Genomic DNA, 16484 nt, shown 5'->3' on the forward strand with positions numbered 1-16484 from the left:
ATATTCCCTGGTGATCTGTATGCTCGTAAAGAAGAAGGGTGTTTTTACCGAAGAGGATGCAAGGAAAGTAATTGAGATGGCGAGTCAGAAAATGGAGAAGGAAATAATAGTAATGGCATACAAAGTCACGGAAGAAGCAAAAAGGAGACTTTGGGACTACCAAAGAGCGGTTGCGTTGATGGCGGATTTAACTGGAGAAGAAAGATATGTTAGAGTGGAGATACTTGAGGGATACGTCAGTGACAAAGTCAAGGGAATAGAGCTTGATTAGTTCTTCATAATCTCCCTTAAGACGCTAGTAGCATAGACTCCCTTAGGAAGGAAGAATCTAAAGAGGACGTCTTTGCCCTCAATTTTATATGCAAACTTTATAGGCTTTATCAGAAGTTCTCTTCTTCCTCCAGGTTCTCTTAGGGGTTTTGGAAGTTTTTTGAAGTCCTCAAGTTTCACTCCGCTTTCCTCAAGGATTTCGTCCTCGATTCTTCCTGGTAATCCCCTTGCTTTTCTCATAAAGTAACCAAAGATGGGACCAGATACCATTGCTTCTTTGTTCTTTATTTTCTCATTTACGAAATCAACGTTAGTTTCAGTAACCCTGTATGTCCTTGTCCTTAGAGGAATCCCTTTCTTAACCTGAACGACAATATCCCCCGGCACCGCTTCGTTAAGAGGAAGACCCTCTTCAATTCTCCTAGATAGGTAGAGGTTAAAGAGATACGATTGAAAAGAGTGTATAAATATCCTTAATATTGGCCTTGGAAGAACTAAAAAGGCCTTTTTCCAGCTTTTAGTTTCTTTATACCTGTAAAGCATTGCCCTTTCATACCTGAGAAACTTTGGAAACTCTTCAAGAGCCTTTTCAACATTCTTAGTCTCGAGAAAGTTCCTTCTCGCTTCGTCACCTTCCATTCCATCTCCAGGATAACCTAAAAACACCTCTGCAGCCTCTTCATATTTTCGTTGAAGAAGTAGTTTTCCTACAATATGGTTTACTGCCCTCCTCTCTCCGAACCTTTGAATTCCAAAATAGTTTGGGAAACCACCTTTTTCTTTTGCCTCTTTAATCAACTCGGGTAATGTTGATGGGTTTGCATCTCTTACTCTAATAAGAAACCAATTACCAAGGAGAAGACCAAGCTTTAAAGGCCTTCCATATCCAATGAACCTTATATCGATATCTTGGATGTTCAGGTTCTCTAGAATACCCCTGTACTCTCCGCAGATACTTATGTATTGATAAGTTATCGCGTGTCTATCTTTGGTCCCCGCGAATCCTATTTTTGAATAGTGAATCCCCAATCTCTTTGCAATTTCTTTAATTGCTGCCATTGTCTCCCAGTTCCTCTTTTTAAGAAGGTATATTTCGCAATTCCCTCTGAAAATTGACCGCGGGATAACCTCTCTAACAATGAAATCTTCAGGAAACGTTTTTATCTTCCCACCTATTCCAGGAGTCCTCGTTAAAAATGCCAGTTCTTTGAGCATTTCCTATCCCCGAATGTTTGACAAATACAATCCAAATACTCATAGCAGTTTTAACTGTCCAGTTACTTTGTCCACGAGCTCCTCAGGACCGGGCCCTATTGCAAGCACTGTTATCGTTCCTGGAGGAATTTCCGTCAGTCCAGCATCTTGAATTAAAGCGGTAGGTAGCCCTAATCTTTCAGCTTCAGCTTTAAGTTTGAATAACTCTTCAATACCCTCGGCTTTTACAACAACTTTTTTCTGCCCCTCATGGAACCATTTTTCAAACCATTCCCTTCTTTCCTTGTATGCCTTAAAAGCCGCAGTAACAGCTCCATGTGCAACTTGAACAGCGAGCTTACCCTTACTTAACTTAAGGTCTTTCCTAACAACTATAACCTGTTTGTACCGGAACAAAAGAAACACCTAATAAAAATAGTTTGCAAAAGAGGAAATCAACGTGAGGATTCTGCAATTCTCTCGATTTCGAGCTTCTTGCTGTATGCGTAGCTCTTTGGATCTTTGTTTGCTGCTAGGATTATTTCCTCTGCCAGAGCTTCTGCGAAGCTCATTTTGGTTCTATAGCACTTTGCTGAAGCACCTAGTGCTATGTTTCTAAGTGCAACGTCAAGCCTCCTAAGTGGAGAGATATCTACCGCAACGTGATACCTTATACCACCGAACATTACGCTCGTAGTGTCTTCTCTTGGAGCCGCATTTTCTATTGCCCAGACAAGTACTTGAATTGGGTTCTTTCCGGTTCTCTTCTCTATAATCTTGAACGCCTCTTTCACTATCTCATATGCCCTTGCCTTTTTGCTGTTTAATGACCTGTGCTCTCTTCTCATGAAGTGACCTGCAACCTTGTAGTGGCTTCCTCCACTCCTCATAATCTTGTTTATAAGCCTTTCAACTATGTGAACGTTGGCCTTTCCGAAGTGCTTCTTAGCATGTCTTCCGTGAGTGTGTGGGAGTAGTCTTGGCTCAAGGTTTATGTAAGGCTTTAGGGAAGGATCCCTAACTTCAACGTCTTCCGTACTCCATCTCCCCATGACCTTAATCTCGTGTGGTATGAAGAACCTCTCGGAAAGTGGTTTGGCCATTAAAGATCACCTCCTTGGCTTCTCTTTCCTACCTTTGACAAGCTCTTTCAGTGAAACTCTGTTAACTTTGACTACCTTGTACCTGATTCCAGGGATATCACCCATTGAACCTCCCTTTGGACCACCGATACCCTCGATGATAACTTCATCGTGCTCGTCAATGAAGTTTATTGCACCAACACCTGGACAGAATGCTGTAACAACTTTACCGTTCTTGATGAGCTGAACTCTCACGGCCTTACGCATTCCTGAGTTCGGCTGCTTTGCCTCTACTGCGATCTTCTCAAGGACGATTCCCCTAGCCTGTGGAGCCCCCTCAAGTGGATCACTCTTCTCCTTGAGCCTGAGTACTCTCCTCTTGTACCTTATATCGCTCCACCTGAACTTCTTCCTCTTGAGCTTTAACTTTCTGCCAGCGAATTCACCATTTGGAGCCTTTTTACCCGGCATGAGCATCACCTTAAATTATTATCACATCTTCAATTCCGTGGTGTCTCTCCATAAGTTGCTTTACAATATTAATATTATGGCCTCCCCTTCCGATGGCCCTCGGCTTATCCCTCGGATTAACATCGAGGAGGGCCACTTTTTTACCGTCTCTCTTTTCAGTTATATGAACTCTTTTAACCTTTACGCCCATTGTCTTATAGATGTTCCTCAGGAACTCCTCGGGATTCTCAGAGTGCTCTACCAAATCTATTTCCTTCCCTAGAAGGCTCTGAATTCTCTTAACATTCATTCCTCTCTTCCCAAGTGCAAGTCCCATTTCGCCTTTCTTTATCACATAAATTAACCTGTTTCTCTCTTGATCAATTAAGCAGTCAAGCACTGTAGCCCCTGTGAAGCTTTCAAAGAGTGCTATATACTTTATCTGGTCAGTGTTGAGCTTTAGTGGCATTTTTTAACTCACCTCTTTGCTAGTGCTAGTATTTTGCTCTCCCCTGGGTCAACTATTGCAAGGGATGCAACAACAAAGGGCTTACCAAGAAGCGTTCCCAACTCAACACTCGTTCCTTCAAATTCATAAACTGGTATGTCACTGAGCTTTGCATAATAATAGATATCATCCTTGATCTCTTTGGGAGCGTTTTTTGCAACTATGATTAGCTTAGCACCCCCGGTCTTGGCAAGCCTAATGGTTTCATTAGAACCGAGAATTACCTTACCAGTTTCCATAGCCTTTCTAAGTTCAAACGCTAAATCCATCTATCACACCTCCTCTTCCTTCTGTGGCTTTAGTGGAAGTCTCATAGTTAACTTAACAATGCCCGTTCCTACTGGAACGGGCTGCCCAATGAGGACGTTTTCAATTACACCGTTTAAGTTGTCAACTTCTCCTCTCTCGGCGGCCTCAAAGAGGTGTTGTGTTGTTATCTCGAAGGCCGCCCTTGCAAGGACGCTTGCCTTTTCACCAACAACACCATGTCTTCCAATTGGCCTAACAACGCCGTCAAGGGTCATTATATCAGCAACGAGCATGATATGCCTGATATCAACCTCAAGACCCTGCTCACGCATTGTATTTACTATCTCTTCAATTATTGCGTTCCTTGCAGCTTCAATTCCAAGGACTTCTGCTATTTCATGAATGTTATTTGTTTTCGTCCTTGTTGGATCAACCCCTGGAACCTTCAAAACTTGTTTGAAGTTTGAACCTTCGGTGTAAATCACGTATTCATCGCCTTCCTTTCTCACGATGGTCTTACCGACGCCCGAGAGACCCTTCAGACGGTGCTTTTTAACCTTTTCGGCAAACCTTCTCAAGTCAGAGATCTTTTCAACTTTCTTCGGCCTAACTATTAGAGTGTATCCCTCCGCTTCAAATTCGGCACTCTTAAACGAGCCCTGAAGCTTCTTCAAGATTTTCTCCATGGTTAAACCACTCTTTTCAAGCCTCTCAGGATCTATTTCCACGATAAATTCCATGTTTATTAAGTCTATAGTCGTCGTTCTTGCCAAGTTCTCCAAGGTTGTACCCTCAATTCTCCTAGCAACCTCCTCAGCTTTAGCCCTGTCATAGCGATGCTCCTCATCGAGGTAAACAGTCATCATGGGCGTTGATGGGTTCTTCCTCGCGTCTACAATTTCTATAATTCTTGGCAAACCAAGAGTTACGTTAATCTCTGCAACACCTGCATAGTGGAAGGTGTTGAGTGTCATCTGAGTTGAGGGCTCACCTATAGACTGGGCAGCTACAGTACCAACGGCCTCACCTGGCTCAACAAGAGCCCTCTCGTATTCTTTAACAACCTCCTCAATGATCTTCTCAACCTCAGCCTTAGTTAGCTTGTATTTCTCATTGTATTTAATGAGCTTTTCATAAAGCTCATTCTTGACACTCTCAGGAAGATTTGCACCTTTCTTTTCAATTAAAGATTTAATAGTAGAAGGAGCTACCATAAAAACTCACCCCTCAGGTTTTTCCATTGGCTCTCATCTTTAATAACGTCCTAAGGATCACCCTATCAACATCAACAGTCTTTCCACCCCAGCTCTTCATTGGATCTACTCCATCCTCACCGTAGCGGAACTGAACAATGACTCCAGTTGGATCTCTAACCGTTCCATCGTAGTCAACTTTGAGATCCTGTAACGCGTTGATTAGTCTTCTCTGCATGTAACCGCTCTGTGCAGTTCTAACTGCCGTGTCTACTAGACCTTCTCTTCCACCCATTGCGTGGAAGAAGTATTCTTGGGGGCTAAGACCACTCTTATAAGAGTTCACGACGAATCCTCTAGCCCTAGCACCTAGATCACCCGGCTTGAAGTGACTGAGAACTCTTCCCTTAAATCCTCTGTAAAGCCTCTTACCTCTGATAGACTGCTGTCCAAGTAAAGCGGCCATCTGAGTAATGTTAAGTATCTTACCTCTAGCTCCTGTCTTTGCCATTATAACCGTGTGGTTATCCATACCAAGGTACTTTTCTGCGATTGCACCAGCATTATCTCTTGCCTCTGCAAGAACTGCCATTATCTTGCTCTCTAGGGTCTCTTCAAGGCTCTTACCGGGAAGAGGCTCAAGTTCTCCTCTCTTGTAAGCTTCAATGAGTCTCTGGACTCTTTCTTCAGCTTCCCTGATTACCTCTCTTATTCTATCTCTAGCCTCCTCTGGGAGGTCTTCATCATCAATTCCTGTTGTGAATCCTTTGTGAGTTATGACCCAAATTGTTAGCTTTGTTACCTGATCAAGGAACTGCCTAGCCCTTTCGATTCCGTATTCTCTAACTATTAGGTCAAGAATTATCCCATCCTCTCTTCCGTAGGCTTTTTTATCAATGGCACCGCTGAGCAACTTTCCGTTCTGGATGTAAACGAAGCCATCGTAAGCTAGCTTCCTAACTTCCTCTGGATCTGGGATAAGTTTCTCCTCGATTAGCTTCTCTAAGGCCTCACAACGCTCTGGTTCGTCACAGAGCTTGTTCCTATACCATACTGTTAGATCATCCGGAAGGAGTAGTGAGAATATTGTCTTTCCGCTCCATAATGGCTTCCCATTCTCATACTTATCGGGTTCCGGAAGCTCCTTGATATCAACGCCTGCAAACATTAGCATCTGCTCAACTTCTTCCCTGGTAAAGTAGGCTCCCTCTCTAGTTAACAAGTATCCACCAGAGATATGATCCTGAATCCCACCAATAATCGGCCCTCCATACCTCGGAGAAATTATGTGGTTCTGAACCTCCATTAGTATTCTAGCTTCTGCCTGAGCTTCTTCTGTCTGAGGCACGTGGAGGTTCATTTCATCTCCATCGAAATCAGCGTTATAAGGCGGACATACGGCAAGGTTAAGTCTGAAAGTCTTATAAGGCATTACCCTGACGCGATGAGCCATTATGCTCATCCTGTGGAGTGAAGGCTGTCTGTTGAAGAGGACTATATCACCATCAAGAAGATGCCTCTCAACCGTCCAGCCAATGTCAAGTCTCTCTGCCAAGAACTCCCTGTTGCTTTCCATAATTCTAATTCTTTTTCCATCAGGATCGATTACATAGTTAGCTCCTGGATACTTATCTGGACCGTTAAGAACCATTTTTCTCAGCTTTTCAATGTTGAATTCAGTAACCTTTTCGGGAACCGTAAGCTCCATGGCTATTTCAATTGGAACACCAACTTCATTTATACTTATCATGGGATCTGGACTTATGACTGTTCTCGCTGAGAAGTTGACTCTCTTACCGCTAAGATTTCCTCTGAATCTTCCCTCTTTACCCTTAAGTCTCTGGGCAAGAGTCTTTAGAGGCCTCCCACTCTTGTGCTTTGCGGGTGGTATTCCTGAAGTTTCGTTGTTTATATAGGTGGTAACGTGATACTGGAGGAGGTCCCAGAGGTCTTCTATAATCAGCTGGGGAGCACCAGCCTCAATGTTCTGCTTGAGCCTGTTGTTAATTCTTATGATATCAACAAGCTTGTGAGTTAAGTCATCCTCAGCCCTGATACCAGTCTCGAGCGTAATGGAAGGCCTTACTGTAACGGGAGGAACAGGAAGAACCGTGAGGACCATCCATTCTGGTCTTGACTTTTCAGGATGTAATCCGAGAAGTGGGAGATCTTCATCGGGAATCTTCTCAAGTCTATCTCTCACCTCTGTAGGCATCATTCTGTGCTTGTACTCATTCCCCTGCTCATCCTTTCTAAGCTCCCAGTATATTGTGGGCTTTTCGAACTTTATTGGATATTGAGGAGCACCACAGTGAGGACATACCATCCTTTCCCTAGCCTTCTTGTGTATCTCCTTGAGTATCTTGTTGACTTCACTTCTTCTGTTCTTTGCTAGCTCCAGTTTCTTCATGTACTCCTCAATTTCCTCATCGGTTAGCTTTATCCTCCCACATTCTCTACAAGTGCTCTCAAGGACTCTGTGAATAGTTTTTGCAAATCCAACGTGAATAACTGGACGGGCTAGTTCTATGTGACCAAAGTGTCCGGGACATTCGCCAGCTCTTGCCCCACAAGTCTCACATCTAAGTCCTGGGTCTATAACTCCCATTCTCTTATCCATTACACCGCCTTCAATTGGATAACCGTCATCGTCGTATGTGTCTGGAACAGTAACCTCGACTGCACTCATTTTTCTAATTTCTTGAGGGGAGAGGATTCCAAATTCAATACTCCCAATAACCTTTTTAACTGACTGCATGGCTCACACCCTCTCCGTGAGGTTTAACTTGGGCCTAATAACCATCGCCTTAAGCTCATCAAGCAATAGCTTGAACGCGTAACTCATCTCAACTTTGCTTATTCTCTCCTCCTCACCACATACTGGACAATAGACCTTGTGTCTTCTCTTGTCTTCTATTGCTATATGACCACAGTTCTCACAGACCCATACTTCTGTCTTGTCACTCTCCTCGAGTAGCCTCTCAATTAGTAACATTGCTGCACCGTGCCCAACGAGGACGTCTCTTTCCATCTCACCGAATCTGAGACCACCCTCCCTAGCTCTACCCTCTGTTGGCTGCTTCGTAAGAACCTGAACTGGACCTCTTGAACGTGCGTGTATCTTATCAGCCACCATGTGGTGAAGTCTCTGGTAGTAAATTACTCCAACGAATATGTCGGCCTCGAGCCTTCTTCCCGTTATACCATCGTACATTATCTCCCTTCCAGTGTGCTTAAAGCCAAGCTCCTCAAGCTCTTTTCTGAGCTTCTCCTCTGGCTCTCCTATGAACGCTGTTCCATCGACTCTTCTTCCTTTTAGGGAGGCAACTTTTCCACCAATTGCCTCAATGAGCTGTCCAACGGTCATTCTTGATGGGATACCGTGTGGATTGACTATTAGATCCGGAACTATTCCACTCTCAGTCCAGGGCATGTCTTCCTGGGGAACTATTAGGCCAATTACTCCCTTCTGTCCATGTCTTGAAGCAAACTTATCTCCAAGCTCTGGAATTCTAAGATCTCTCACGGTAACTTTAACCAGCTTAGTTCCATCTCCAGTTTCGGTTATTATTACCTTATCGACAACACCCTTCTCACTAGGCCTTACAGCTACACTCGTCTCTCTTCTCTCCTGAAGTGCAACGCTACCAAGACCCCTTTCTTCGAGGAATCTTGGTGGAGACGTTCTTCCAATGAGAACATCCTTACCTTCTACTCTTGATTCTGGGAATATGAGACCATCCTCATCAAGGTTTCTATAATACTTCTCTCCCCTATACCCTCTAACGGTTGGAGCTGGAATCTCAAACTTGTCAGTTTGTCCACCAAGGTACTTCTTTTCTTCCGCCTCGTAAGTTCTGAAGAACGTGGATCTTGCAAGACCTCTCTCTATCGAGGCCTTATTGATTATTATTGCATCCTCCATATTGTATCCCTGGTATGCTAAAACGGCAACAATAAAGTTCTGCCCTGCAGGTCTGTCTTCGTAACCTACAGCCTTCATAATTCTCGAATCGACGAGTGGAACTTGTGGATAGTGGAGGAGATGACCTCTGGTGTCAACTCTAATTCTGAAGTTTGCCCATCCGAGACCAAGACTCTGCTTGGCCATACCGGCTCCATAGGTATTTCTTGGAGCGGCATTGTGCTCTGGATAGGGAACCAGGGATGCAGGAAGTCCAAGAATTGCAGCAGGCATGAGTTCAAGATGAGTATGTTCTTCTGTAACCTCCCAAGGCCACATTGCAACATAGGCATTTTCCTCTTCCTCAGCATCGAGATACTCAATTACTCCCATCCTTATGAGATCACTCCACTTAAGCCTACCTTCCTTTACTGCCTGAACATGTTCTTTGGTTAGCTTTGGCTTTCCGTTCTCGACTATTATCAATGGCCTTCTAACTCTACCGTCATCGCTATTGACGTAGACTTCCTTAACATCCTCATAATATGCAACGTTTATCACGTCACTAATCTTTCCATTTCTCCTATCTTGCCTAATCCTCTGAGCTAAAGCTTTTCCGTCCTCAATTGTACCTATAAGAACTCCATTTAAGTAAACTCTCCAGAGCTCTGGGCTTGGTCTTCTAACCTCAATTGGAACTATTCCCAGGGACATTAAGTACTCCTTAACTTCCTCTTCTGGAACTGCAGTAGTTATCTGGGACATGAGTGCTAAGTTTTTGACCAGACCACAGTTTGGACCTTCAGGGGTTTCGGTAGGACATATCCTGCCCCAGTGAGTACCGTGGAGATCTCTGGCCTCGAAGTGGGGTTGCTCTCTGTCAAGTGGTGATGTTACCCTTCTCAGATGGGAAAGCGTGGAAACATAATTCGTTCTATCGAGAAGCTGGCTCACACCAGTTCTTCCACCGGGCCATGCACCAGTTGCAAGTGCATGTTCAATTCTTTCCGTAAGAACGTCTGGTCTTATTGAGTTCCTAATAAATCTGTGGATGTTTCCAAACGTGTATTTTTCACCCTTTCTCTGGTATGTCTTGGTCATTTGATATTGAATGTCCTTGACTAGCTGTCCAAATGCCACTCTGAAGAGATCCTTTAGAAGGTCACCGGCAAGCCTGAGCCTCTTGTTTGCATAATGATCCTTATCATCCTCATCTCTTCTTCCGAGGGAAAGTTCTATAACCTTCAAAGCCATCATTCCCAAGTAATATGCCTTCCTGATCCTGTCCTCTGGATTCACACCCATGTGTGGGAGGAGGTTGTTGTCTATTACGTACTCGGCTCTCTTGAGTCTGTACTCTCTGGCTTGACCTGGAGCAACGAGCTTTCCAATATATTCAAGAGCCTCCTGTTGGGTTGTTATATCACTTGCATCCTCCAAGTTATCGAAGAGAATCTGCTGGACTTCGGGATCATTTCCTACAGCATCAACTATATCTCTATCTCTCTCGAGACCCAAAGCCCTCATTACATAAACGAATTTAATGGGCTTTGGAACGTTGGGTATTCCAACATATAGTATTCCATCTTTCTTCCTTTCTACAGTTACTAACGCCCTATAGCCATGTCTGTAGGAGAATACCTTTGCAACATATCTTTCTTGTCTCTCATCTTTCTCAACTAATGTTCTGTTTGGAGCTATGTCCTCAATAGATACAATTACTCTCTCAGAACCGTTTATAATGAAATAACCCCCAGGATCTTTTGGATCTTCACCAAGTTTTATTAGTTCCTCATCACTGAGGCCATACAACCTACATACTTTGGACTTCAACATTATTGGAAGCTCACCGATCCTAACTTCCACGGGTTCTTGTTCAATTCCTCTAATTACAGGAATCATTTCCAAGTATAATGGTGCCGAGTACGTTAGGTTTCTGATTCTTGCATCCATTGGATAGAGGGGCTTCCTTTGACCGTGAGGCTCCTGAAACTCTGGTTGACCAACTCTTATCTTTCCAAATTTAACTTCAAAGTCAGGTATGTCAGGTTTTATTCCGCCAAATTCGTTAACAACTTCCTGAAGACCTCTCTCAATGAAGGCATTGTAAGAATCTAAGTGCTGCCTTACAAGTCCCTTTTCTTGCCAATAGCTCTCCATAACTATCCATAAATCGTCGGGAGTAACCTCTACAACCGTCGGACCTCTCATTCTCTCACCCCAGAAGCATTTAATCCTCCACAACTATCCTGTAATAGTAATAAACTCCGGCAGTTGGACTTTTTCTTTTAATTTCAATTATGTCACCAGGTTTTGCTCCAAGAGCTTTGACAGCAGGATCACTTGCCTTGATCTGGGGTAACTGGGCAGGTGTTATCTTATACTTTTCAAGCAGAGCCTTCTTCTCTTCCTCGCTTAGTACTCTATGTTCGGGTACTAACACATGATCAAATATGTTAAACTCTTTTTTCCCCGCCACGGAGAATTGCCCCCCAGAAATTTTTTACGAATGTCATCCACACACCGGCTTTAGCTTCTGATATATAAGCTTTACTCAGATTTTATATCCATTGCGAAAAGCTTATTAGAGAATGTGGAGCCCCGGCCGGGCTTTGAACCCGGGACCTGCCGCTTACCAAGCGGCCGCTCTACCAGGCTGAGCCACCGGGGCACCTGCCGGAAAAACTTCGAATAGAGAGGATATATAAGGTTTTCGGTTATGCTACTCCTCCCCCGATATCCCAGAGAAACATCGTAAACTCGAAATCATAAGCCCTAGTCAGGAGAGTTCCAGGATTGTACGGATAGTATATATAAAACTTCTTTAACCCTATTATTTTATGGCTGTCTCTAGGATCCACTTCATAACTCCAAACTTCGGTTATTGGCAAGGGGAACAGACTCCTAGTTATTACAACGGCATTAACAACGTCATACTTAAACTTTAGTTTGTTAAACTTTTTATCAGAAAGCCTAAATGCAGTCATGAAACCAATTCTTGGCATTCCATACTCTCCAATTCCAGTCACGTTAAACTTATAGTACTCATTCCTTTTCATTTCCTCTATCAAACAGGATGATGTTAGGCATGTTTTTGTCTTTGTAAGGGAATAAACATACAAGTAATCATTTGTTAATTTAAACTGAAGGAGGGAAGTTAGAGAAAATGATACTATGAGTGCTATTATGAAGCCTCTAAGAACGTTTCTCCAGTATCTCTTGATAATATAATCCCATTTAGCCCTTAGTGTTACAAGAATGGCTAACGGTATTAAGCTAAAATACAGGAGCATACTAAACATGTAGCTCCCAAAACTTGGAAAGTGATCAAAGTACATTAGCTCACCTCAATCTTTGAAGATGCATACTCCATTAATAAACTTTTACAGAACTGAAAAAGTTAATAATGGTGGGGCCGCCGGGATTTGAACCCGGGTCACGGGCTCCCAAAGCCCGCAGGATGGACCAAGCTACCCTACGGCCCCGCTGGAGCCCCGGGCGGGATTTGAACCCGCGACCTGGGGATTACAAGTCCCCCGCCCCACCAGGCTAGGCTACCGGGGCTCGAGGCCGAAATAAAGGGAAGAGAATTAGTTTATAAAATTTACCCTTTTGCATGACCCTTCTCTACAGCCTCCACTATTAAGTTTCTTATGTATTCAGCCTTTTTGAAGGCAGTTTCAACCGCATACATTACTTCTTCAAGCTTAAAAGCTCCTCCTTCGCTTTTCTGAACCGCTGAGATATGACCAGTTTCATCCGTGGTTATCGTTAGCCTCCCATCCATAACCTGCTCTTCCTCGAGACTTGGATCAACGACGAGAGTGTTTCCTATTTTTGCAAATGTAACTGGTACTGGAATCTTTTCTACAGGCAGAGGCTCTTTCTCCTCTAGTATCTCAACTTCTTCGGTTTCTTCATTGTATCTTACCTTAGGAACTCTCGCATTCATTAGCGCAGCGATTGCCGCTATGCCAATTGCATCCATTAGGTTCCCATCGTGATCCAATACATGAACGTCAATGAAAACCACTCTAACAATCTTTCCTGGTACTATCACCATTTTTTCTAAATTTAAAGCTCTACTTTCCCTTATTCCCCTATCTATAACCCTCGCAAGTTCTATGGCCCTCTCATCCGGGGGCCCAGGTTCAAACGTTGGTGAGGCCAAAGGCACTAGCTCTACATTTGTCGTCATTACACCCATATTTGGGGTATCTGGAAATGGCTCACCCAACGTTGTTTTTATTCCGACTAAGACTTGAGTACTCCCAAGTTTCACAAGTGCCGACCCTTCAGCTTTTTCTATTAATCCAACCTCGATTTCAATCGGCCTATAATCTTCAAATCCCCTATCATCAATTCTTTTTCCTTCCTTGAGGAGGTTTATTATATGATCCCTCATTATTCCCGCGATTATTTCATTATCACTCACTTCCCTCAACCTCCTCAGCTATCTTTATGTACTTCTCTTTCAATGCCTCCCTCTGCTTCTGATAAACTGCCTTTGCTCCCTTTATGGCCAGTTTTACAGCTTCTATAAATTCCTCCTTTGTCAAATAACCATCCATTTGGAGAAGCGTTATATCGTTTTTAAGGGGCATTATGGCAACTGGAACATCGGCCTCTCCATAGTTGTCTTCCTCTTTATTGAGATCCAGAACTATTTCCCCCTCTATCTTCCCAGCGGCACACGCTGCAACGAGATCCCTCATTGGTATGCCAGCATCGGCTAAAGCCAATGATGCAGCCGTGATTCCTGCAACTCTAGTACCAGCGTCCGCTTGAAGAACTTCAATGAAAATGTCAATTGCAGTCCTCGGAAACATCTCAAGAATTAGGGCTGGCTCAAGAGCTCCTTTTATAACTTTGCTTATCTCTATACTTCTTCTATCTGGGCCGGGCTTCTTCCTTTCCTCAACACTAAATGGGGCCATATTGTACCTAACCCTAAGAATTGCCCTGTCGGGTCTTTGAAGATGCTTCGGATGGATCTCTCTCGGTCCATAAACGGCGGCTATTATTTTGTTTCTCCCCCACTCAATGTATGCAGAACCGTTAGCGTTCTTAAGAACACCAACTTTCATTTTAATTGGTCTGAGCTCGTACTTTTTACGGCCATCAATTCTCCTTCCATTTTCATCAATAAGCTTAATATCTTCAGGCTTCTCCATCATTTTTAACCACCTTTTCCTCTTCTTTCTTCTCCTCTTCCTCCTCCAACTTTGGTATCTCTTCGATAATTCCTTGCTGCTTTAATTCTTCTAATCTTGACAACAGAAGAGCCTTTATCCTATCTGTCAGACCTCTTGTATGGCTTTCTCTATCTATTTTTAAAATGGCCTCTATCGCAAGCTTTTCAAGGGCATCGTTTTTACTATTGACCCATATCCATCCATTCTGTCCTACTATAATTCTGCTCATTGTAAGCTTCTTAATCATGTTAATCATAGAACCCCCTTTGCCAATGACCCTTGGAACTTTAGAGGGGGTTATCTTAACTATCTGACCACCTCTTAGAGGACCACCATTGAATGGCATTCCCTTTGTGGTAAGATCTATGTTGTTCACCTCATTAATTGCCTTGACCTTAGCGTATATTATGTCCCCAATATCAAAGAACTTCCTGAGATCTGTCCTTATCAAGTCAATTTTTTCATCTGTAAAGTCTTGAATCTTAAGATTCGCAGGATATGGTGCACCTATGTCTACTACCCAACTCGAGAACTTAACGTCAACGATCTTCCCTATAACATTGTCTCCTACTTCTGGAATGTAAGGCCCTTCAAGGGGAATCACCCTTATCGTATTCCCCTTTATATCGACAAGCCCTATCACAGTAGAATATATCCTTGATCCTTCCCTGAATGTTCCTCTACCGTTTTTATAGGGCCCCTGGGCAAGTAGTGTCCCCGGAACCACTAATTCCCTATTTTGGACGAAAATCCTCCTCATACGCCCTTCCTCTCTATAAGTTTAGTCTGAACATTTCCCTTTGTTAGGGCATTAAGTTTCTCATAAAATTCCTCCTCAACGCCACCAGGAATTTCAATCAAAAACATCCAGGAACCATCACTTCCCCATTCTTCTCTCTTTATCCTTCCGAACTTCCTGACCTCTCCATATGCCCTGCCCGCATATTCTCCAGGTATTTTCACAGCTATGACCTTTACTTCTATCTTAAGTGGAAGAACCCTCCGGAGAGCTTTGATAACATCTTGGACTTGGGCTTCTGCATCCTTGAATATATCCACTCTAACACCCACTTCTTCCATAGCCTTTAATATTCTATCTACAGGGTGAGGATATCCTGTTCTAGGGTCAACAGCGTGTCTGTGAATTATTGTAGCTATTTGCCTCTTCTTTTCCTCTAGCATTTCTCTTCTCTGCTGTGCAGTCAGCTGAACCTCCCCTTTCCTAAGGATTATCTTTGCAACTTCGTAAGGATCACTGGTTCCAAATATTTTTTCCATCTCGTGTTCACTAGCCTTATCACCCTTATGAGCATCTTTGAATACATAAGGAGTTGCAAGTATCTCTTCAATGGGAACATCTTTGCCTTCCTTGAAATCTCTCGCAAGATATGGATCTACAAGAATTTCAAAAGTTTCACCATGTACTTTCAATCTTGCAATTACAGCTTTATCCACGCTTATTGGCATTTTCTTCACCCCCTAAACCTCAAATAAAAACTTAAAAAGAGAGAACATTTCTAATTCCCCCAAGAAGGAGAATTAGTAATGGCTATCAAGTTCAGAGTAGTCTTCTTCCTTCTCCTTTATTTCCTCCTCTTTCTCCGCCTCCTTCATAACTTCCTCAAGATACTTTTCAATTTCTTCTTTTGTAAGCTTTCTAAATTTCTTATCCTTGACAGTTATGACAGCAACTTCAATACTATCTGGACTTGGATTCTCCATGGTCTTTACCAATGCCAAGATCGCAAGCTTTATTGAGTCTTCCAGCGTCATATCTTCTCTGTATTTTTCCTCAAATATTGCCATTGCAGTGTTCCTACCACTACCTATGGCCACCGCCTTCCATGCAAAGAACGCCCCACTTGGATCGGTTTCATAGAGTTCGGGCTTGTCATTAACACCTGCCATTAACAATGCAGCACCAAAGGGCCTAACCCCACCATATTGGGTGTGCATCTGCTTGAGGTCACATATCTTCTTAACGATGACAGCCAATGGAGCAGGTTCCCCATAAGTCAGCCTGTGGATTTGAGCTTCAAGCCTCGCCCTATTCACGAGAACTCTTGCATCAGCTATTATACCACTTGAGGCTGCAGCTATGTGATCATCAATCTGGAATATCTTTTCATAACTCTCCGGCTCTATAAGCCTACTCGTTATCCTCTTCTCTACAGCTAGAACAACACCTTCATTACACTTAACTCCTACAGCCGTAGCTCCTCTCTTCACTGCTTCTCTTGCATAGTTTACTTGGAATAACCTCCCGTCAGGACTGAATACAGTAATAGCCCTATCGTACCCTGCTTGAGGTGGGACAAACGCCATCTCTTCACCCCCCAAAGATACTCAAATGATGATTTTATATACCTTCCGTGCTTTTTCGGCTTTTTATCCTTTATTATAGCCAAAGTATATTTGAGAGCATGGAAACATTTTAAT

General features: G+C 43.2%; 17 protein-coding genes and 3 tRNA genes. 1 reads left to right on the plus strand and 19 read right to left on the minus strand.

From position 1 onward, the window contains the following. Positions 1-19: 19 nt before the first annotated feature. Positions 20-271: a hypothetical protein gene (locus PY04_RS07495; RefSeq protein WP_014734525.1), complete on the plus strand. Its 252-nt coding sequence runs from the start codon at positions 20-22 to the stop codon at positions 269-271. Here the strand turns inward: PY04_RS07495 and truD are convergent. The 19 genes from truD to psmA form a co-directional block, all read right to left on the minus strand. Further along, positions 268-1485, minus strand: coding sequence for a tRNA pseudouridine(13) synthase TruD (gene truD / locus PY04_RS07500; RefSeq protein WP_014734526.1), 1218 nt, complete (start codon positions 1483-1485; stop codon positions 268-270). The two genes, PY04_RS07495 and truD, sit on opposite strands and share 4 nt — an antisense overlap. Positions 1486-1524: 39 nt before the next feature. Continuing rightward, positions 1525-1881, minus strand: a complete 357-nt coding sequence (gene pth2 / locus PY04_RS07505; protein ID WP_014734527.1) for a peptidyl-tRNA hydrolase Pth2 — start codon at positions 1879-1881, stop codon at positions 1525-1527. Between the two features lie 38 nt (positions 1882-1919). Next, complete coding sequence (gene rpsG / locus PY04_RS07510; RefSeq protein WP_014734528.1) at positions 1920-2567, minus strand: 30S ribosomal protein S7; 648 nt, start codon at positions 2565-2567, stop codon at positions 1920-1922. A 6-nt stretch (positions 2568-2573) separates the two neighbouring features. Next, positions 2574-3017: a 30S ribosomal protein S12 gene (locus PY04_RS07515; protein WP_014734529.1), complete on the minus strand. Its 444-nt coding sequence runs from the start codon at positions 3015-3017 to the stop codon at positions 2574-2576. A gap of 10 nt (positions 3018-3027) precedes the next feature. Continuing rightward, positions 3028-3465 (minus strand): NusA-like transcription termination signal-binding factor, encoded by a 438-nt coding sequence (locus PY04_RS07520; RefSeq protein ID WP_014734530.1) that lies wholly within the window; start codon positions 3463-3465, stop codon positions 3028-3030. An 8-nt stretch (positions 3466-3473) separates the two neighbouring features. Then, a complete protein-coding gene (locus PY04_RS07525; protein ID WP_014734531.1) occupies positions 3474-3773 on the minus strand; it encodes a 50S ribosomal protein L30e in 300 nt (99 codons plus the stop codon). A 3-nt stretch (positions 3774-3776) separates the two neighbouring features. Further along, positions 3777-4967, minus strand: coding sequence for a DNA-directed RNA polymerase subunit A'' (rpoA2, locus tag PY04_RS07530; RefSeq protein WP_014734532.1), 1191 nt, complete (start codon positions 4965-4967; stop codon positions 3777-3779). Between the two features lie 13 nt (positions 4968-4980). Further along, positions 4981-7704: a DNA-directed RNA polymerase subunit A' gene (locus tag PY04_RS07535; RefSeq protein ID WP_014734533.1), complete on the minus strand. Its 2724-nt coding sequence runs from the start codon at positions 7702-7704 to the stop codon at positions 4981-4983. Positions 7705-7707: 3 nt separating this feature from the next. Next, positions 7708-11061 (minus strand): DNA-directed RNA polymerase subunit B, encoded by a 3354-nt coding sequence (locus PY04_RS07540; protein WP_014734534.1) that lies wholly within the window; start codon positions 11059-11061, stop codon positions 7708-7710. 19 nt (positions 11062-11080) lie between these two features. After that, entirely contained in the window at positions 11081-11329 is a 249-nt protein-coding gene (locus PY04_RS07545; RefSeq protein WP_014734535.1) for a DNA-directed RNA polymerase subunit H, read from the minus strand. Positions 11330-11444: 115 nt separating this feature from the next. Then, positions 11445-11521 (minus strand) — tRNA-Thr (locus PY04_RS07550). Positions 11522-11567: 46 nt separating this feature from the next. Beyond that, positions 11568-12188 carry a hypothetical protein gene (locus PY04_RS07555; RefSeq protein WP_014734536.1) on the minus strand — a complete coding sequence of 207 codons (621 nt, stop codon included), beginning with the start codon at positions 12186-12188 and terminating at the stop codon, positions 11568-11570. Positions 12189-12257: 69 nt separating this feature from the next. Continuing rightward, positions 12258-12335 (minus strand) — tRNA-Pro (locus tag PY04_RS07560). A 2-nt stretch (positions 12336-12337) separates the two neighbouring features. Continuing rightward, positions 12338-12414: transfer RNA gene (locus tag PY04_RS07565), tRNA-Thr, on the minus strand. Positions 12415-12454: 40 nt separating this feature from the next. Beyond that, positions 12455-13285 (minus strand): exosome complex protein Rrp42, encoded by an 831-nt coding sequence (gene rrp42, locus PY04_RS07570; protein ID WP_048056102.1) that lies wholly within the window; start codon positions 13283-13285, stop codon positions 12455-12457. Then, positions 13278-14027: an exosome complex exonuclease Rrp41 gene (gene rrp41 / locus PY04_RS07575; RefSeq protein WP_014734538.1), complete on the minus strand. Its 750-nt coding sequence runs from the start codon at positions 14025-14027 to the stop codon at positions 13278-13280. The genes rrp42 and rrp41 overlap by 8 nt, the downstream gene beginning before the upstream one ends. Next, complete coding sequence (rrp4, locus tag PY04_RS07580; RefSeq protein ID WP_014734539.1) at positions 14011-14805, minus strand: exosome complex RNA-binding protein Rrp4; 795 nt, start codon at positions 14803-14805, stop codon at positions 14011-14013. The genes rrp41 and rrp4 overlap by 17 nt, the downstream gene beginning before the upstream one ends. Beyond that, the gene (locus PY04_RS07585) at positions 14802-15512 is read right to left on the minus strand and encodes a ribosome assembly factor SBDS (protein WP_014734540.1); all 711 of its coding nucleotides are present in this window, start codon (positions 15510-15512) and stop codon (positions 14802-14804) included. The genes rrp4 and PY04_RS07585 overlap by 4 nt, the downstream gene beginning before the upstream one ends. A gap of 72 nt (positions 15513-15584) precedes the next feature. Further along, complete coding sequence (gene psmA, locus PY04_RS07590) at positions 15585-16370, minus strand: archaeal proteasome endopeptidase complex subunit alpha (protein WP_014734541.1); 786 nt, start codon at positions 16368-16370, stop codon at positions 15585-15587. Between the last annotated feature and the right edge of the window lie 114 nt (positions 16371-16484).

The organism is Pyrococcus sp. ST04 (assembly GCF_000263735.1).
Lineage (GTDB): Archaea > Methanobacteriota_B > Thermococci > Thermococcales > Thermococcaceae > Pyrococcus.